The following is an 18,826-nucleotide window of genomic DNA, read 5'->3' as shown; positions in this document are numbered from 1 at the left end:
CCCCGGGTTTATAACGGGCGCGGCTTCGCGGCCGGATGGATTATCGTTACAGAAAATCCATTCGAGGACCGCCATGCTGACCCTGCACACCTGGACCACGCCCAACGGCCGCAAGATCCCCATCATGCTGGAGGAACTGGGCCTGCAGTACACCATCAAGACCGTGAACATCGGCAAGGGCGAACAGTTCCAGCCCGAATTCCTGGCCATCTCCCCCAACAATAAAATCCCCGCGATTGTCGATACCGATGCCGACGGCAACAGCGTCAGCATTTTCGAGAGCGGCGCCATCCTCACCTACCTGGCCGAGAAAACCGGCAAGCTGCTGCCCGCCTCCGGCCCGGAACGCTACGAGGTGCTGGAATGGCTGCACTGGCAGATCGGCGGCCTCGGTCCGATGCTGGGCCAGGTCGGCTTCTTCGCCATCCGCGCGGAGGAAAAATCGGCACTGGCCATCCAGCACTTCATCGATGAGGCGGACCGCCTGCTGGGCGTGATGGACAAGCAATTATCGAAGCACGCCTACATCGCCGGCGCGGCCTACAGCATCGCCGACATCGCCTGCTATCCGTGGACCGTGGGCATCCTCGACAAGCTGAAACCGGCGCTCGGCGACAAGCTGGAGACCAAGCCCCACCTGCAACGCTGGCTCAATATGATCGGCGCCCGCCCGGCCGTGCAGCGCGGCATGGCCCTGCCAAAAGTGGACTGACCACAACCTTTTGTGTATGCTGAAGCCATGAACAATGACACCGACATCCAACTGAGCGGCCCCTTCAAGGCCACCGACGGCTCCGGCCGTACCCACGACGCCACCGCCATCCGCATCTTTGACGAAGGCTATGGCGCCATCGACGTCTACGTGGATTTCAAGGCGCCCATCAGCGGCCTGCACAAGGACAAGGCGCTGATTAACGCCGTGGCGGCGCAGCTGCGCACCGTCGGCTACAAGGGCCCGGACCTGAGCGCCGGCGACCCGGTGCTGCAGGAAGGCCGCCTGCTGGTGCTGGAATCGCCGGACGAATTCAGCACCTTTGCCGCCAGCAAGGGCTGGAAAGACCTGTCGGAAGACTTCTAAAACAGATAGCGGTCGGCCCAGACCGCGATCAGGTTGGCCACGTAGACCGCATCCTCGCGCCGCGTCAGCAGATGGTCGGCGCTGTCGAGCGAGATGAAACTTTTCGGGTGCTTGGCGGCGGTGAATATTTCCATCGCGTTGCTCAGGCCCACCGTGTCGTCGCCCGGCGCGTGCATCACCAGCAAGGCCCGTCTCAGGGCCGCGATCTTCACCTTCAAATTGTGCCCGCCCGCATCTTCCACGAATTGCTGCTTGATGCGGAACGGCCGCCCCGCCAGTTGCACCTGCGCCTCGCCTTCGCGCGCGATCTCGTCCAGATGCTGGCTGAACATGTTGACGATGGAGCCGGGATCGCTGGGCGCGGCGATCGTCACCACCGCCTTGACTTCCGGCATCTGCGAGGCCGCCGCCAGCACCGCCGCGCCGCCCAGGCTGTGGCCGATCAGCAGCTGCGGCGCCTGATAGGTCTGGCGCATGAAATCGGCCGCCGCCACCAGGTCGTCCAGGTTGGATGAAAAATTGGTGTTGGCGAACTCGCCCTCGCTGGCGCCCAGGCCGGTAAAGTCGAAGCGCAGCACGGCGATGCCATGTTCGGTCAGCGCCTGCGCCACGCGGCTGGCGGCAAACACGTCCTTGCCGCAGGTGAAGCAATGCGCGAACAGCGCGTAGGCCTTCACCTCGCCGTCCGGCCCATCCAGCCGCGCCGCCAGCTTGTGGCCGTGCGCGCCAATAAATTCCTGTCGCTGTGATCGCATCGCGTGTCCTGAAAAGAAGATAAGACTATTTAACCAAACTTCCGCCGGCTTGGGTAGGCGCCCTCGGCAAGCGCGCCTGGTCCAGATGATGGAGCAGCGCGGCTTCCGACAGCGGCCCCATGTGCTGATACACCAGCTTGCCGGAGGCATCGAAGAACAGCGTGGTGGGATAGCCCATCACCGAAAAGCCGCGCGCGGTCGCTTGCGTCGGATCCAGCAGGACGTTGTGCAACGCCAGCCGGCCGGCACGCAGGAATTGCTGGATCACCTGCGGCGACTCGCCCTGGTTGACGAACACAAAGTTCACATCGGGCCGTTGTGCCTGGACCTGCGCCATGGCCGGCATTTCCTTTTGACACGGCGGACACCACGTCGCCCAGAAGTTGATGACGGTGGGCTTGCCATGGAAGTCAGACAGCACCACCTGCTCACCGCTCAGGCTGCGCAGCGCGTTGGCGGGGATGGCGCCCTGCACCGACGTGTGGGCCATCATCAGCACCGTGCCGGCCAGCCACAGCACGCTGGCAACGCCGACCGTCACCGCCAGCGCCTTGCGGATGGCGCGGCCGCGCTGCCACAGGATCAGCGCATACACCCAGGCAGCGATGATGCCGCTTTGCTCATCCCAGCCGCCATCGCGGATGTCGAGCATGGTCAGCGGGCTGTTCAGGTACAGGGACGGGTAGCGCAGGATGAACGCCAGGCGCGCCACGACCAGCGCCACCATGAACATCAGGGTGATCGATGACTCGATCTTGCGTTCGTTGCGCCGGTCAAAATAGCGGGCGAGCGCAAAACTGATCGTTACCACGACCAGCAGCAACAGCGCAGTGTACGGCAACAGCAGGGGGCCGATCTTCATGATGGGATGATATTCATGCAAAAACGCATGATAGTTGTTGCTTGTTAGAATAATCTTAATCTATCCGAACAAGCCTTGCAGATACCAGCGCGGCGCCTGTTCGCCGGCGCGCCGGTCCTGGTACAGCCAGTAATACGCGCTGTCCTCCCCTTCCGCGATGAAATAGTCGCGGGTTTGCAGCGTGCTCCACCAGCCGGCCTCGATGCGTTCGCCGGTGGAACGGATGCGCAGCGGCGAGCCGTAGTAGGGGCGATGGTCGCGCATCAGCAGCGGCACCGGCTTGGGCAGCAGCCAGGTCGGACGCGGCAGGCTGGTGAGGTCCGGCGGCAGCTGGGCGCGGGCGTCGGCGGGACGGATCTTGGTCTGGATGCTGACCCAGGTGTTGGCGTACTCGGGCCGGTAGTCGCTGCTGGGAACGGCTTGCAGCACGTTCTCCGGCCCCAGGCGCGCGGCCAGCAATTCCAGCAGGCGCTGCCAGTCTTCCTTGCTGCCGCCCGGCTCGGGGAACAGCGATTCGCTCGGCGGCGCCATCGGCTGCACCTGCGGCGCTTCGAGGCACAGGCCGATCACCGGCGCCACCAGCTCCTGTTTGGCCAGCCGCTCCTTCAGCAGGCGCACCAGGTGCGCGTCTTTCCACGTCGGTTCGGCCAGCATGATTTCGATCACCGTCGGCGGACAGGCGGTGCGGCCGCGCTCGTGTTCCAGCAACAGGTGGATGCGCTCGACAGCCAGCTGGCGCGCGCTGAGCCAGCCGGTCAGCTGCAGCAGCAGGCGATGCGCGCCGAACAGCAAGGCCTCGGCGTTCTCCACGCGGTCGAACAGTTCCAGCTTGGCGCGGAAGCTGGCCGGCGCTTCCAGCCACTCGTGCATCTCGGGACGCGCGCCGTGGGCGTCGTCCAGCATGTCGAGCACGGCGCGGCCGCAGCGCCGCTGCAAGCCGGGACGGGGCAGGCGCCGCAGCTCGCCCAGGCTCATGCAGCCGATGCCTTCCAGCCAGCCCAGATAGGCGCGGGCGGGCGGCAGCAGCCCCACCGGCAGCACGTCCAGACGCCGTTCCAGCGTGTCCATCTTCAGCGAGCGGCCGGCGTTGCTGCGCGCCAGCAGCCAGGCGCCGCGCGCGGTCGGCGCGCAGCTCAGCGTGCCGGTGAAGCCCAGCGCCTGCACGCTGTCCGCCACCTTGCGGCACAGCGCGCGGATGCCGCCGAACAGGCGCAGGCTGGCGCCGACGTCCAGCAGCAGCGTGGCCTCCTCCGCCTCCGCCAGTTGCGGCGTGAACTGCAGCAGCGCCATGGCGGCTGCCTGCAGCGCTTCCGCTTCCAGCGGCAGCGAGCGCTGCTGGAACTGCGTGTGCGGCGCCAGCATGATCGCGCCGCCGCGCCGCAGTCCGATGCGCACGCCGGCCTCGTACGCGGCATCCGACAGCGCCACGACGCGCTCCTGCTCCAGCACCGCCGTACAATGGTCAGCCGACCAGCGCGGGCAGAATACTTCGAGCGGGAGCTGTGGCAGGTGTATGGCGATCCAGAGGCGCATGGCGTTGAAGCAAGGCAGGTGTTAAAGGTAAGAACAACGGCGCGTCGCGCTGCGGTCCGCGTCGCTTGACAAAACCGATGTCGATGCCGCCCGCCGCCGGCTTGAGCGACAGCCGCAACGGCGCCGGCGATGCATCCTGCGCGGCCGCCAGCGGCCGCACCATGCAGAACAAGGTTTCGCCGCTTTGCGCCGCCAGATGCAGGCGCCGCAAGGTTTCGCCGCGCGCATGTTTTTGCCACAGCAGCAGCGCGCCGCAACAGCCGCTGCGCAGGGTCTGCTCGGCGGCCCACAGCGCATCGCTGGCCTTGGCGCCGCTGCGCACCCACAGCAGTTGCGACGGCTCGATGCCCAAGGCCGCCAGCGCCAGCGCCTGCGGTTCATGGGGCGGTTGCAGCAGCACGACGGGCCGCTTGTCCAGCGCGGCCAGCGCCGGCTGTAACAGGCGCAACTCGCCGATGCCGTGCTGCTGCACCAGCAGATCGATCAGCGTGCCCAGCGGCCAGCCGCCACCCGGCAGCTGCGCGGACAAGGCGGCAAAGCCCGTGTCCATGCAGCGCGTGGCGCTATGCGCCAGTTGGTCCGCGCGCCAGAGCGACGGATGCAGGGTTTCCGGATGTGTCATGAGATTGTACCGCAAAATACTGTATAAATACACAGTACTCTCTCATCACCATTTTGGCAAGGCGAACTTGCCGAGATCCTGCCGCAAACCCTCCAGCTCCTCCAGCACGCGCGCGAAGCGCTGTACCCAGCGACCGCCCTGCTCGGTCGGCGCCATGCGCGCCACGCCGCGCACGAATATCTGCTGGCCCAGGTCAGCTTCAAGATGGGTGATGCCCTGGCTGACCGCCGGCTGCGAGATCTGCGCGTTGCGCGCCACCTGCGGCATGCGGCCCAGCTGCGCCAGCGATACCGCCAGCGCCAGCCGCCGTTCGTTGTACAAGGCCGGCAGCCCGGCCACCGGCCCGTAGGCCGACGCCTGGCGGTGCACCTGCGCCAGCTCCGCGCGGATGCGGCGCGCCCGCGCCCAGGTCACGCCGCCGGCCGCCGTCAGCCGCAAGCCATGACTGGAACGCTCAAACAGCGGCACCTCCAGCATGCGCTCCAGCTTGGCGATCGCGCGCGTCACGGTGGCCGGCGTGCGCACCATGGCGCCGCTGGATGGGCGGATGCCGCCGCATTCGGCCACCACGTCGAACACGTGCAGATGGCGCAGCAGGTCGGCCGCCATGCTCAGGCGGTCAGTGGCGGAAAGCCGTACAGCCGCGCCGGGTTATCCACCAGGATCTGCTGCTGGATGCGCGCATCGCTGGTGAACTGGTAGAACAGATCGACCAGTTCGCCATCATTCGGCATGTCTTGCGAAATGTTCGGATGCGGCCAGTCGGTGCCCCACAGCAAACGCTCGGGCGCGATGGCGATCAGTTCCTGCGCGAAAGGAATCGCATCGGCGAACGGCCGCTTGCCGGCGGACACGCGCTCGGCGCCGCAGATCTTCACCCACGCCAGCGGATTCTCCCGCATCAGTTGCAGCAGCAGCTGGAACGGCCGCTGCGCCAGGCCTTGCTCGGCGCGTACCCGGCCCATGTGGTCGATCACAAACGGCACCGTGATCTTGCGCAGCATGTCCTGCTGCTCCGGGATATTTTCGGCATCGAAATGCAGCACGATGTGCCAGCCCAGCGGGGCGATGCGCTGCACCATGGTCTCGATCACCGACACATCGGGCACGCCGCCCAGGTGCTTGACGAAGTTGAAGCGGATGCCGCGGATGCCGCCGGCATGCAGATCGGCCAGTTCGTTGTCGGTGATGTCGGGCCGCACATTGGCCACGCCGCGGTAGGCGCCGTTGCTGGACTTGATGGCGTCCAGCGTCACCGTGTTGTCGGTGCCGTGGCAGCTGGCGTGGACGATCACGGCACGCGAAATGCCCAGGCGATCGTGCAGCGCGCGCAAGGCGGCAACCGGCGCATCCGGCGGCGTGTAACTGCGGTCCGGCGCATAGGGGAAGGTCGCGGCCGGGCCGAACACATGGCAGTGGGCATCGCAGGCGCCCGGCGGCAAACGGTGCGCGGGCTTGACGGGATGCGGGTCGGGAGGAAGGCAGGATTTCATGGGCATGGTTCCAGGTAAAGACAAGGTTCATGCATTGTGCCGAGCGCACCCAACCTATACAATGTCAATACCAGACTAGCTACTATGCACATTTCACATACCGTCCAACCATGAATCTCGACCAGCTCGAAGCCTTTGTCCACGTGGCGGAACTCAGCAGTTTTACGCGCGCGGCAGCCATCCTCGGCCGCACGCAACCGGCGCTGAGCCGGCTGGTGCGCCAGCTGGAAGTGGACCTGCGCCAGAACCTCCTGCGCCGCAACGGGCGCGGCGTGGTGCTGACCGAGGCTGGCAGGGTGTTGCTGGAACACAGCAAGGGCATCCTGCACCAGATCGACGGCGCCAGGCACGCCCTGCAAAATCTGCAGGGCACGCTGGACGGCAATTTCAAGATCGGCCTGGCGCCGAGCGTGGCGCGCTTCGCCACGCTGGCCCTGGTGCACGGCTTCCGCCAACAATTTCCGCAAGCAAGCATCACGGTATCGGAGGGCTTGTCGAGTTATCTGGCCGAGTGGCTGGCGATGGGCAGGATCGATGCGGCCATCATGTACGACACCGGCGAAACGCCGCTGGTCAACAAGCGCATGCTGTTCAGCGAAGAGATTTTCCTGATCAGCCGCCCGGGCGCCGACGTGCCGTCCAGCATCCCGCTGCCGCACCTGAAGCACTATCCGCTGATCATTCCGGGACGCCTGCACGCGATCCGCACCCTGGTGGAAATGTATGCGGCCGAGCGCGGCGTGCAGCTGAACATCGCGCTGGAAATCGACGCCGTGCCGCCGCTGCTGGACCTGGTGGAGGAAGGTTTCGGCCACGCCGCGCTGCCGCTGAACGCCATCCTGGCCGATCCGCGCCAGCGCCGTTTCCGCTGCACGCGCATCACCGAGCCCGGCATCCAGGGACGGATGGCGATCGCCACCAGCAACCAGCATCCGATGTCGCGGCTGGCCACGCGCGCGGTGGCCATGCTGGAAAGCGAGATCATGCCCCTGTACGAGGCACGTCAAAAGAATATCGACGCCTACCTGGGCTGATCAGAACAGGTGACGGATGCCGAGGGCGTAGCTGTTGCCCTTGGCCTTGCCGTCGATGTGGTCGTACAGATAGGTCACGTACACATCGGTGCGGCGCGAGAAGTAATAGTCGTAGCCCAGCCCGGCGGTATTGTGGTCGCCGACAACCGCCGCCGGATTATCGATGGTGCTGCGTGCCCACGACGCCAGAATCGATCCGCTCTTGGTCACCGGCACCGACGTGCCCAGCTGCCAGGTGCGCGAGGTGATGTTGGTGACCTTGTTATCGGTGGCCTGCGCCGACGCGTACAGCTTGGCCCAGCCGGCGTCATACGCCACGCCGGCCAGCTCGGCATTCTGGCCGGTCGACGGCGCCACCGCCGCCGTGCGCACGCGCTGCGCCGAGAACACGGCGCTCAGCTTGCCCTGCACATAGCGCAGGTGGATGCCGGCATTGTTCACGCTGCTGTTGCCGGCCACCTCGCCGGGCGCATACACCACCGTGGTGCTCAAGCCGCCCACCGTCGGCGCCACGTACTGGATCACGTTGTTCCACACGGTATCGCCGATCACGGTATTGCTGAACGCGGCCACATAGCTCTGCACCACCAGCGGCGAAAACACCACCGAGGAACCGAAGGGATTGACCATCTGCATGGAGACGTAATACGGCGATGTGTGGCGGCCGATGGTCAGCTGGCCGTAGGCGCCCGACAGCCCGACCCAGCCGCTGCGCGAAAAGCCGGCGGGATCGGCGGTGCTGCGGCCGGCGCCACCGGTATCGGGCTGGAAGAACTGCTCGACCTGGAAGATGCCCTTGGTGCCATCGCCCAGGTCTTCGCTGCCGCGGATGCCCCACCAGGAGGTGGTCAGGCCGCCCGAGCCCACCACCGCGGTGCGCTCCACATTGTCGCTGCGTTTGATGCTGCCGGCGTAGCTGCCGATCAGTCCATAGACTTGTACGCCATCCTCGGCGTGCGCCAGGCCGGCGCTGATAAGAAACAAGGCAAACAGGCGGCCGACTGCCGCGCGTTGTGGGTGGCGCATGGTGAAGTTCTCCAGGAGGAACGCCGACGGACTCTGACGGTCCGCCTGGCAAGGACAAAAAATTATTCGCGGTTGAGGACGCGATGCATCTGTTCGGTGTCCAGCGCGTTCTCCCATTTCGAGATAACGATGGTGGCCACGGCATTGCCGATCAGGTTGGTGGGCGTCAGGCCCTCGGACAGCAGGCGGTGCACGCCCAGGATCAGCGCCACGCTGGCGACCGGAATCGAACCCACCGTTGACAAGGTGGCGGCCAGCACCACAAACGCCGCGCCGGCCACACCTGCCGCGCCCTTGGAAGTCAACAGCAGCACGCTGAGCAGCACGATCTGCTGGGTCAGGTCCAGCGGCGTATTGGTGGCCTGGGCCAGGAACACGGTCACGCTGGCCAGGTACAGGCAGGTGCCGTCCAGGTTGAAGGAATAGCCGGTCGGAATAATCAGGCCGACGACGCTGGGCTTGCAGCCCAGCTGTTCCATCTTGCTCAGCATGCGCGGCATCACGCTTTCCGACGAGGTGGTGGCCAGGCACACCAGGATTTCCTCACGCAGGTAGCGCATCAGCTTGAACAGGCTGAAACCGCACAGGCGGGCAATCGGTCCCAGGATGAAGAAAATGAAAATCAGGCAGGTGACGTAAAAGCACAGCAGCAGATTGCCGAGCGACAGCAGCGCAGTGGCGCCATATTTGCCGACCGTGAAAGCGATGGCGCCAAACGCGCCCAGCGGCGCGGCCCACATGACGATGCCGACCATGCCAAAGAACACCTTGGAAAAGCCTTCCAGCACTTCGATGACGGGCTTGCCGATGGCGCCGGCGCGCACCAGCGCACAGCCCAGCAGCACCGACACCAGCAACACCTGCAGGATGTGCCCTTCCGACAGCGAGCCGACCATGGTGCTGGGGATGATGTTCATGACGAAGGGGATGATGCCGGCATCATGGCCCTGCGCCACGTAGTTCTTGATGGAGGCGGTATCCAGGTTGGACGCGTTGACATTCATGCCCACGCCAGGCTGCCACAGGTTGACCACCACCAGGCCCACCACCAGCGCAATGGTGGTCATCACTTCGAAGTAAAACAGGCCCTTGAGGGCCACCCGCCCGACGCGCGACATATCGTCCATCTTGGCGATGCCGAGCACCACGGTGCAAAAGATGATGGGTGCGATCAGCATGCGGATCAGCTTGATGAAGCCATCGCCCAGCGGTTGCAGTTTGACGCCCATGTCAGGGAAATAATGGCCAATCAGAATACCAAGGGCCATGGCGATCAGCACCTGAATCCAGAGTTGTTTATACCACTGCCGCGCTGCTGGTTTCGCCGTCGCGACGTTCTGGGGGATGCTTGTGAGCATGAGGTCTCCTGTTATGTTTTGGCCCGGTATTTTAAGGGACGCCGGACTTCATAATCATTGTGTCACAGCATCAAAAACATACAATACCCATACCACGCTAGCTGTTATGTGAAATATCAATACCGCCACTGACCGGCATGCGCTTTTGCGTTACCATGCAGTCACTGACTGATAAAAAGGACAAACTTTGCAAACCATCCAACTGGTCGGCGCCATCCTGTTCGGCCTGGCCTTGCTGCATACCTTCGCCGCCAAGTCGTTCGAGAAGCTGGCCCATCGTCATCCGCAGCATGCCGGGCTGTTCCATCTGCTGGGCGAGGTCGAGGTGGTGTTCGGCTTCTGGGCGTTTATCCTGATGATCGCGCTAGCCTTGCTCAACGGCGGCCAGGCCGCCATTGCCTACGCCGAATCGCGCCAGTACACCGAGCCGCTGTTTGTGTTTGTGGTGATGGTGGTGGCCGCGTCGCGGCCGGTGATGGATATCGTGCAGCGCGTGCTGATGGGGTTTGCCAGCCGCATGCCGGTGAAGACGGAACTGGCGCTGGTGTGGTTCGGCCTGGCGCTGGTGCCGCTGACCGGCTCATTGATCACCGAGCCGGCCGCGATGACGCTGGCCGCGCTGATGCTGGCGCCGCTGATCTTCCGCGACGGCATGCCGGAGTGGCTGAAGTATGCGGCGCTGGGCGTGCTGTTCGTGAACATCTCCATCGGCGGCATGCTGACTTCCTACGCCGCGCCGCCGGTGCTGATGGTGGCCGCCACGTGGAATTGGGATACCGCCTACATGGCGTCGCAGTTCGGCTGGAAGGCGGTGATCGCCGTCATCGTCAACGCCACCGCGATCAGCTTCGTGCTGCGCAAGCACCTGCGCGCGCCGGCCGGCGCCAGCGATACGCGCACCGCACCGGCGGTGCCGCTGGCGGTGACGCTGATACACCTCGGCTTCCTGGCCGCGGTGGTGGTGCTGGGCCACCATCCGGAACTGTTCCTGGGCATCTTCATGCTGTTCCTCGGCTTCACCACCGCGTACCAGCGCTACCAAAGCCCGCTGATCATCAAGGAAGGCCTGCTGGTCGGCTTCTTCCTGGCCGGGCTGGTGGTGCTGGGCGGGATGCAGCAATGGTGGCTGCAACCGATCGTCGAAAGCCTGTCGCCGCTGGCGCTGTTCTTCGGCGCGATGAGCCTGACCGCGATCACCGACAACGCCGCCCTCACCTACCTCGGTTCGCTCATCGACGGCATTTCGCCCGCTGCGCAGTACATGCTGATGGCCGGCGCGGTCACCGGCGGCGGCCTGACGGTCATCGCCAACGCCCCCAATCCGGCCGGCGTCTCGCTGCTGCGCCGCGGCTTCCGCGACGAATCCATTGGCACCCTCGGCCTGCTGGCCGGCGCACTGGCGCCCACCGCAGTGGCGGCGGCGGCTTTCCTGCTGCTGTAGTGAACTGCCCAATCATGGCCTAGTCGTTTAGACGGTTCTTGCATCTGTTTTGTATGCCGCGCGCCGGGTAGGATAGCTTGATGGTTAACTCATCGAGGGCGTTGGTATGAAATGGGGTGCGGTGTTTCTTTTGTTGTGTGGATTGATGGGTGCGGCGACCGCGCAGGATGGTCAGCAGCGGGCGCAGAGCGCGGGCAAGGGGCTGATCGGGCAGCCGGGGCCTGCGGCGGCGTTGACGTCGATCGACGGCCAGCACATCGATCTGGCGGCGCTGTACGGCAAGCAGCCGGTGTATCTGAAGTTCTGGGCCAGCTGGTGCACGCCTTGCAACCAGCAGGCGCCGGGGTTCGAGAAAATCTATGAGCAGTACGGCAAGCGCATCGCGGTGGTGTCGGTCAACGCCGGCTACAGCGAAACCAGCGCCGACGTGCGCGCCTTCATCGCCAAATACAAGCTGCAGATGCCCACCGTGATCGATGACGGCAGCCTCGCGGCCAAGCTGCATCTGCGCGTCACGCCGCAGCATATCGTGATCGATTCCAGTGGCCGCATCGTGCACGTGGGTCATCTGGACGACCAGGAACTGCATGCGGTACTGGAGCGCGTGGCCAATACCAGGCCGGCAGCAGGCAGCATCGCCCTGGCGCCGCAAGCCACCGCGCCGGCAAGCTTCAAGATCGGCGATCTGGTGACCGGCATCAGCATCAAGACTCTCGCTGGCAAGACCATCACGCCGGCTGCCGGCAAGCCGCGCGCACTGGTGTTCTTCTCGCCGTGGTGCGAATCCTATCTGCGCGAGACACGCCCCGCCACTTCCGCCGCCTGCGAACGCGTTCGCATCGAATCCGAGAAAATGGCCAGGGATCGCGGCACCGAGTGGATCGCCATTGCGTCACCGCTATGGACTTCGCGCGCCGACCTGGCTGCGTATGCGAAGGAAAAGCACACCAGCATTCCCTTGGCGCTCGACGAAGACGGCGCGATCTTCCGCGCTTTCGGCGTGCGCGATATTCCGGTGATTGTGATGCTGGATGCGCAGGGACGCGTCAGCAAGGTGCTTGCGCAGCCGTGATCAGATGCGCTGATGGCGGGAGAAGAAGTCCAGCATCATCTTGCTGGCGTCGGGGCCGGCCTTGGCGTTGAAGGCCAGTGACGAATCGCCGCCGCTCCAGGCATGCTCCAGTTGCTCGATCTGGGCGACGCGCAGCATCAGTTTGCGGCCGGCGTAGAAATCGTGCAGTTGGTGGGCGTTATGGCGCCCCTTGGGCTTGTGCGTGATTTTCGCCGGCCCGGCCAGGCGGTTCAGCAGCAGGCTTTGGCGCGCCAGCTGGATCTGGTTGATCGGGCGGACGACGTTATCGCCTTCGCCTTGCAGCAGGATCGCGGGCATGCCGGGGAACTGCGGATGGCGTTGCAGCACCGCGTGCGCGGCCATGTCGGCGCGCAGGCCGGCGCCGTGTTTCATGACGCCGAGCGCACCCAGTGTGCTGTGGCCTGCGCCGAACACGGGACCGGAATGCAGGCCGACAGCGGCAAACAGTCGTGGATGATTCAGCGCGAGGATATTCGCCATGCCTGCGCCGGCGGAGATGCCTGCCACGTAAATGCGCGTGCGGTCGATGGCGTAATGCGTCAGCACCTTGTGGATGATGCCGACGATGGTGGGCACGTCGCCGCCGCCATCCTGGGTGGCGCGGTCGTACCACTTCCAGCAGCGCTGCGGCTGGATGCTGACCAGCTGTTGCGGATACAGGACCGCGAAGCCCATTTTTTCCGCCCACAGGTTCATGCGCGTGCCTTGCGCCAGTTGCGTGGCGGTCTGGTGGCAGCCATGCAGCATGACGACCAGCGGCATGCCCTGGCGCTGCGCGCGTTCGGGAAGATTGTTCGGCAGGTAGAGCCAGTAGCTCATGCGCTGGCCGCTCGCCGCTGGCGCATGGCCGGATAGCCATTTGCCGGGCGCCACGGCGGACGAGGCGACGGCGGACGGCGTGGCGGCACGCCTGGTGGCAGGTTTCGCGGCGGCCGGCCTGGCACGCGGCCTGGCGGCGGCGCGCTTCGGCTTTGGCGGCGTTGCGGCGGCTGCGAACAGTTTCGCCGTGCGCGTGCCGGCGCGGATCAGACTACGCAGCAGCTTTCCGGTCTTGACCATCGAAACGCCTCCCAGTCACGACAGTCTACCTGAAAGCCGCCGCGTTTAGCGCTGCATCGACTCCCATACTTTCAGCAGGCGCTTGGCCGATACCGGCATTGGCGTGCGCAGCTCCTGTGCGAACAGGGACACGCGCAACTCTTCCAGCATCCAGCGGAACTCGACCATCTTCGGATCGGTGTTCTTGCCGGCCGATTTTTCACGCGTCGCGCGCAGATAGGCTGCGGCGGCCTGCTGCCACTCGGCCATCAGTTTCGCATCGCGGGACGGATCGCCGCGCAGTTTTTCCATCCGCACGTTCATCGCCTTCAGATAGCGCGGGAAGTGCGACAGCTGGCTGTAGTCGTTCTCCAGCAGGAAGCGCTTATGCACCAGGCCTTGCAGCTGCTGCTGCATGTCCTGCGCGGTCTGCTGCGGCAAGCCTTGCAGGCGCTTCGGCAGGCCGTGGAACTCGGTCAGCACCTGCGACAACAGGCGCGCGATTTCGTTCACCAGCAGCACCAGGCGCGACTTGCCTTCATCCTTGCGCTTGGCGAAGCTGGCGGCGTCGATCGGCAGCGGGTCTTGCAGGCACGCGATGTCCAGCGCCTTGTTGATGATCTGCTCGCGCAGTTCTTCCTGCGTGCCCATGCTCATGAACTGCATGCCCATTTGCTGCAGGTTGGGGATGCTCTTTTCGATGAACTTGATCTGATCCTTCATCTGCAAGGCGAACAGGCGGCGCAGGCCGATGCGGTGCGTGCGCGCGGCAACCGTCGGGTCGTCGAAGACTTCCAGGTCGCAGTGCGTGCCTTTGTCCACCAGCGCCGGGAAGCCAATCAGCGTCAGTTTGCCCTGGGCGATTTCCAGCAGTTCCGGCAGTTCGCCGAAGGTCCACGAGGTCAGGTTGGTCAGCGTGATGTTGCTGGTTGGCGCAGCGGCGCCCGATGCAGCGGCTTTGGCCGGTGCAGCATGGGCCGGGGCGCCGGACCGTCCCGCCTGCGCGGGAACGACGGGCCGGGCGGCGACAGTCGACTGCGGGCCGGAAGCTTCCGCCATCTTCTGGAAGCTCTCGCGCGCCTGCATGCCGTATTCGGCTTGCAAGGTGGCGAGGTTGCGGCCCATGTCCAGCTGGCGGCCATGCTCGTCGATCACCTTGAAGTTCATGAAGTGGTGCGCAGGCAGCGTCTCCGGCTTGAAGTCGGTGGTCAGCGGCGTCACCGTGATCTCCTTGCGGATATCGGCGATGATCGCATCGATCAGCTCACCACGGCCGAAGGCGTGCTTCTCCTCCACGCGCTCGCAGAACCTGGCCGCATACTCCGGCAGCGGCACACAATGACGGCGCAGCTTCTGCGGCAGGGACTTCAGCAACAGATGCACCTTCTCCTTCAGCATGCCCGGCACCAGCCATTCGCAGCGCTCGCGCGACAGCTGGTTCAGCGCATACAGCGGCACCGCCAGCGTCACGCCATCGCGCACGCTGCCCGGCTCGAAGTGATAAGTCAGCGCCAGCTCCAGGCCGGAGACGTTCATCTTCTTCGGGAACAAATCGGTGGTGACGCCGGCCGCTTCGTGGCGCATCAGCTCATCGCGGTTCAGGAACAGCAGCTTCGGCTCCTGCGCCGCCACATCCTTGTGCCACTTCTCGAAGCCCGCGCCGTTGACCACGTCGGCCGGCAGCAGCTTGTCGTAGAAGGCGGCGATCAGCTCATCGTCCACCAGCACGTCCTGGCGGCGCGACTTGTGTTCGAGGTTCTCGATCTCTTTAATCAGCTTGTGGTTGTGCGCAAAGAACGGCGCGCGCGTGTCGTAGTCGCCACCAACCAGCGCATCGCGGATGAAGATTTCGCGCGCTTCGGCCGGATTGAACAAGCCGTAGTTGATGCGGCGCTGGCTGTACACCACCAGGCCGTACAAGGTGGCGCGTTCGGAGGCGGTGACCTGCGCCGAACGTTTTTCCCAGCGCGGCTCGCCCCACGATTTTTTCAGCAGGTGGCCGCCGACCTTTTCCAGCCACTCCGGCTGGATCTGCGCGATGCAGCGCGCGTACAGGCGCGTGGTGTCCACCAGCTCCGCCGCCATGATCCACTTGCCCGGCTTCTTGCTCAGCGAAGAACCCGGCCAGATATTGAACTTGATGCCGCGCGCGCCGAGGAAGCCCGGATCGTCTTCCTGCTTGAAGCCGACGTTGCCCAGCAAGCCAGTCAACAGCGCCATGTGCAGGTTTTCATACGTGGCCGGCGCTTCGTTCAGACGCCAGCCCTGCTCTTTGACGATCGTCAGCAGCTGCGAATGCACGTCGCGCCACTCGCGCAGGCGCAGTTGCGACAGGAAGTTGGTGCGGCAGTTGTCCTGCAACTGGCGGTTGGTCTTCTTGTGCTCAATCGCGTTTTCGAACCAGCGCCAGATTTTCAGATAGCTGAGGAATTCGGATTTCTCGTCGGCGAACTTCTTGTGCGCTTCGTCGGCGGCCTGCTGGTGCTCCATCGGCCGGTCGCGCGGGTCCTGCACCGACAAGGCGGAAGCGATGATCAGCACTTCGTTCAGGCAGACGTTGTCCAGCGCAGCCAGGATCATGCGGCCGACGCGCGGGTCCAGCGGCAGCTTGGCCAGCTTGGCGCCCAATGGCGTGATCTGATTGTATTCATCGACCGCGCCCAGTTCCTGCAGCAGCTGGTAGCCGTCCGCAATCGCGCGCGCCAGCGGCGGTTCGATGAACGGGAAGGTCTCCACGTCCGCCAGGTGCAGCGTTTTCATGCGCAGGATGACGGAGGCCAGCGACGAACGCAGAATCTCCGGTTCGGTGAACTTCGGCCGCTGGATGAAATCCTGCTCGTCGTACAGGCGGATACAGACGCCATCGGCCACACGGCCGCAGCGGCCGGCGCGCTGGTTGGCGGCCGATTGCGCGATCGGCTCGATCTGCAGCTGTTCGACCTTGTTGCGATAGCTGTAGCGCTTTACCCGCGCCAGGCCGGCGTCCACCACGTAGCGGATGCCCGGCACGGTCAGCGAGGTCTCGGCCACGTTGGTGGACAGGACGATGCGGCGCGCGTTGGTGGTCTTGAACACGCGCTCCTGCTCTTCGGCCGACAGGCGGGCGAACAGCGGCAGGATTTCCACGTGCGGCGGATGGTGCTTGCGCAGCGCCTCGGCGGCGTCGCGGATTTCGCGTTCGCCCGGCAGGAACACCAGGATGTCGCCCGAGCCAATGCGCGCCACTTCATCGACGCCGTCGATCACGGCGTCCATCAGGTCGCGTTTTTCGCGCGCGGCGGCGGTGCGCGCCCCCTTGCCTTCGGCGTTGGCGACGGCCGGATTGACCACGTCGCTTTCGATCGGGCGATAGCGCACCTCCACCTTGTACAGGCGGCCGGAGACTTCAATCACCGGCGCCGGTTTCTCCGGCGTGCCGAAGTGGCGCGCGAAGCGGTCGGCATCGATGGTCGCCGAGGTGATGATGACCTTCAGGTCCGGGCGACGCGGCAGCAGCTGTTTCAGGTAGCCGAGCAGGAAGTCGATGTTCAGGCTGCGCTCGTGCGCTTCATCGATGATGATGGTGTCATAGCCCTTGAGCAGCGGATCGCTCTGGGTTTCGGTCAGCAGGATACCGTCGGTCATCAGCTTGATCGACGCGCCCTTTTGCAGCGTGTCGGCAAAGCGCACCTTGAAGCCCACGTGTTCGCCCAGCGGCGAGCCCAGTTCCACGGCGATGCGCTTGGCGGTCGACGAGGCCGCGATACGGCGCGGCTGCGTGTGGCCGATCAGGCCTTTCTGGCCGCGTCCCAACTCCAGGCAGATCTTCGGCAGCTGCGTGGTCTTGCCCGAGCCGGTTTCGCCCGAGACGATGATGACCTGGTGGTTGCGCAGCGCCTCGGCGATTTCCTCGCGGCGGCCGGACACCGGCAGGTCTTCCGGATACGTAATTGGCGGCAGCGGATTGCGGAAATTGCGCTCGGCCTCGCGCGCCGCCAGCTGCTCCGGCGTCAGACGTGGACGCGGCGGCTTCTGCCCGGAGCGGGCATTCTGCGCTTGCGGCGGGCGAGGAGTAGCGTTTTGCGGACGGCTAGGCTGACTTTTTGGCTTGTTGCTGGCTTCTGACATTGTTTTTTACAAAGGTTTTGGCGCGGACGTCGCGCACCGAATTATAATGCGGCTAATGGAAAACCCTACCCAATTCGTCCAATGGCTGCGTTCCGTCGCGCCATACATCCACGCCTTCCGCGGCAAGACCTTCGTGGTTGCCTTCCCTGGTGAACTGGTGGCCGCCGGCGCCCTGCCGGTGCTGGCCCACGACCTCTCGCTGCTGCACGCGCTCGATATCAACGTTACCGTCATCTACGGCTCGCGGCCGCAGGTGGCAGAACAACTGGCCCTGCGTAACGTCGAAGGCCGCTTCCACAACGGCGTGCGCATCACCGACACCGCCGCCATGGAGTGTGCCAAGGAAGCCGCCGGCGAACTGCGCCTCGACATCGAGGCCGCGTTCAGCCAGGGCTTGCCGAACACGCCGATGTCCAACGCGGCCATCCGTATCATTTCTGGCAACTTCATCACCGCCAAGCCGCTCGGCGTGATCGATGGCGTGGACCTGGAACTGACCGGCGTCACCCGCAAGGTCGACGCCGAGACCATCCACTCCATCCTCGGTTCGGACGGCCTGGTGCTGCTGTCGCCGCTGGGCTTCTCGCCGACCGGCGAGGCGTTCAACCTGACCATGGAAGACGTGGCCTGCTCCACCGCCATCGCCCTGCACGCCGACAAGCTGATCTTCATCACCGAAACCGAGATGATGACCGACGCCGGCGGCACCGAAATCCGCGAACTGTCGTCGCACCAGGCGGAAGCAGTGCTGCAGGCGGGCTTCCTGCCCGACGCCACCGCCTTCTACCTGAAGCACTGCATCAAGGCCTGCGACAACGGCGTGGAGCGCTCGCACATCGTCTCGTTCAACATGGACGGCTCGGCGCTGCTGGAACTGTTCACCCACGATGGCGTGGGCACCATGATCTCGCACGAGAACCTGGAATCGCTGCGCACCGCCACAATTGAGGACGTTGGCGGGATTATCAAGCTGATCGAACCGCTGGAAGCCGACGGCACGCTGGTCAAGCGCGGCCGCGAACTGATCGAACGCGAAATCGAAATGTTCTCGGTCATCGAGCACGATGGCGTGATCTTCGGCTGTGCGGCGCTGTATCCGTTCCCGGAACAGAAAATGGCCGAAATGGCATGCCTGACCGTCAACCCCGACGTCCAGGGCCAGGGCGACGGCGACCGCATCCTCAAGCACATGGAAAACCGCGCCCGCGCGCTCGGCGTGAACAAACTGTTCGTGCTGACCACGCGCACCGCGCACTGGTTCATCAAACGCGGCTTCGCGCCGGCCACCGTCGATGCGCTGCCGAAGGACCGTCAGCGCATGTATAACTGGCAGCGCAAATCCCAGGTTCTGATTAAAACCTTATAATCTCGTTTTTCTACACAAGC

General features: G+C 64.7%; 16 protein-coding genes. 6 read left to right on the top strand and 10 right to left on the bottom strand.

Translation table 11 applies throughout. The features are described 5' to 3' along the window. The first annotated feature begins 73 nt into the window (after window positions 1–73). A complete protein-coding gene (locus GJ698_RS20870; RefSeq protein WP_154359786.1) occupies window positions 74–712 on the top strand; it encodes a glutathione S-transferase family protein in 639 nt (212 codons plus the stop codon). A gap of 27 nt (window positions 713–739) precedes the next feature. Next, window positions 740–1,078, top strand: coding sequence for a hypothetical protein (locus GJ698_RS20865; protein WP_154359785.1), 339 nt, complete (start codon window positions 740–742; stop codon window positions 1,076–1,078). Here the strand turns inward: GJ698_RS20865 and GJ698_RS20860 are convergent. From GJ698_RS20860 to GJ698_RS20835, 6 genes are read right to left on the bottom strand one after another with little or no spacing between them, the layout of a single operon-like run. Further along, the gene (locus GJ698_RS20860) at window positions 1,075–1,833 is read right to left on the bottom strand and encodes an alpha/beta hydrolase family protein (protein WP_154359784.1); all 759 of its coding nucleotides are present in this window, start codon (window positions 1,831–1,833) and stop codon (window positions 1,075–1,077) included. The genes GJ698_RS20865 and GJ698_RS20860 overlap by 4 nt on opposite strands. A gap of 25 nt (window positions 1,834–1,858) precedes the next feature. Further along, window positions 1,859–2,695 (bottom strand): TlpA disulfide reductase family protein, encoded by an 837-nt coding sequence (locus GJ698_RS20855; RefSeq protein ID WP_154359783.1) that lies wholly within the window; start codon window positions 2,693–2,695, stop codon window positions 1,859–1,861. 60 nt (window positions 2,696–2,755) lie between these two features. Continuing rightward, a complete protein-coding gene (locus tag GJ698_RS20850; protein ID WP_154359782.1) occupies window positions 2,756–4,228 on the bottom strand; it encodes a Y-family DNA polymerase in 1,473 nt (490 codons plus the stop codon). Next, entirely contained in the window at window positions 4,158–4,850 is a 693-nt protein-coding gene (imuA, locus tag GJ698_RS20845; RefSeq protein ID WP_154359781.1) for a translesion DNA synthesis-associated protein ImuA, read from the bottom strand. The genes GJ698_RS20850 and imuA overlap by 71 nt, the downstream gene beginning before the upstream one ends. A gap of 45 nt (window positions 4,851–4,895) precedes the next feature. Next, on the bottom strand, window positions 4,896–5,459 hold the full coding sequence (locus GJ698_RS20840; protein WP_154359780.1) for a LysR family transcriptional regulator: 564 nt from the start codon (window positions 5,457–5,459) through the stop codon (window positions 4,896–4,898). A 2-nt stretch (window positions 5,460–5,461) separates the two neighbouring features. Next, window positions 5,462–6,343, bottom strand: coding sequence for an amidohydrolase family protein (locus tag GJ698_RS20835; RefSeq protein WP_154359779.1), 882 nt, complete (start codon window positions 6,341–6,343; stop codon window positions 5,462–5,464). A gap of 110 nt (window positions 6,344–6,453) precedes the next feature. Here GJ698_RS20835 and GJ698_RS20830 point away from each other — a divergent pair, with 110 nt between their 5' ends. Beyond that, entirely contained in the window at window positions 6,454–7,377 is a 924-nt protein-coding gene (locus tag GJ698_RS20830) for a LysR family transcriptional regulator (protein WP_154359778.1), read from the top strand. On the opposite strand, the gene GJ698_RS20825 is transcribed toward GJ698_RS20830, so the two are convergent. Both GJ698_RS20825 and dctA read right to left on the bottom strand, forming a co-directional pair. Next, window positions 7,378–8,403, bottom strand: a complete 1,026-nt coding sequence (locus tag GJ698_RS20825; RefSeq protein WP_166454917.1) for a porin — start codon at window positions 8,401–8,403, stop codon at window positions 7,378–7,380. Window positions 8,404–8,465: 62 nt separating this feature from the next. Next, window positions 8,466–9,761, bottom strand: coding sequence for a C4-dicarboxylate transporter DctA (dctA, locus tag GJ698_RS20820; protein WP_154359776.1), 1,296 nt, complete (start codon window positions 9,759–9,761; stop codon window positions 8,466–8,468). Window positions 9,762–9,948: 187 nt separating this feature from the next. Here dctA and GJ698_RS20815 point away from each other — a divergent pair, with 187 nt between their 5' ends. Both GJ698_RS20815 and GJ698_RS20810 read left to right on the top strand, forming a co-directional pair. Beyond that, entirely contained in the window at window positions 9,949–11,202 is a 1,254-nt protein-coding gene (locus tag GJ698_RS20815) for a putative Na+/H+ antiporter (protein ID WP_154359775.1), read from the top strand. A gap of 145 nt (window positions 11,203–11,347) precedes the next feature. After that, complete coding sequence (locus GJ698_RS20810) at window positions 11,348–12,274, top strand: TlpA disulfide reductase family protein (RefSeq protein ID WP_166454916.1); 927 nt, start codon at window positions 11,348–11,350, stop codon at window positions 12,272–12,274. Here GJ698_RS20810 and GJ698_RS20805 read toward each other — a convergent pair whose 3' ends face one another. After that, window positions 12,275–13,354: an extracellular catalytic domain type 1 short-chain-length polyhydroxyalkanoate depolymerase gene (locus GJ698_RS20805; RefSeq protein ID WP_229260098.1), complete on the bottom strand. Its 1,080-nt coding sequence runs from the start codon at window positions 13,352–13,354 to the stop codon at window positions 12,275–12,277. It lies immediately after the preceding gene. Between the two features lie 45 nt (window positions 13,355–13,399). Continuing rightward, window positions 13,400–17,440, bottom strand: coding sequence for an ATP-dependent RNA helicase HrpA (gene hrpA, locus GJ698_RS20800; RefSeq protein ID WP_154359773.1), 4,041 nt, complete (start codon window positions 17,438–17,440; stop codon window positions 13,400–13,402). Between the two features lie 55 nt (window positions 17,441–17,495). Between hrpA and argA the strand changes: the two genes are divergently transcribed. Further along, the gene (argA, locus tag GJ698_RS20795; RefSeq protein WP_154359772.1) at window positions 17,496–18,806 is read left to right on the top strand and encodes an amino-acid N-acetyltransferase; all 1,311 of its coding nucleotides are present in this window, start codon (window positions 17,496–17,498) and stop codon (window positions 18,804–18,806) included. Window positions 18,807–18,826: the final 20 nt, after the last annotated feature.

The sequence above is a fragment of the Duganella aquatilis genome (assembly GCF_009674565.1).
Classification (GTDB): Bacteria; Pseudomonadota; Gammaproteobacteria; order Burkholderiales; family Burkholderiaceae_D; genus Rugamonas; species Rugamonas aquatilis.
The sequence above is the reverse complement of the archived record's forward strand: the minus strand, read 5'-3'. Positions and strand labels throughout refer to the sequence as shown.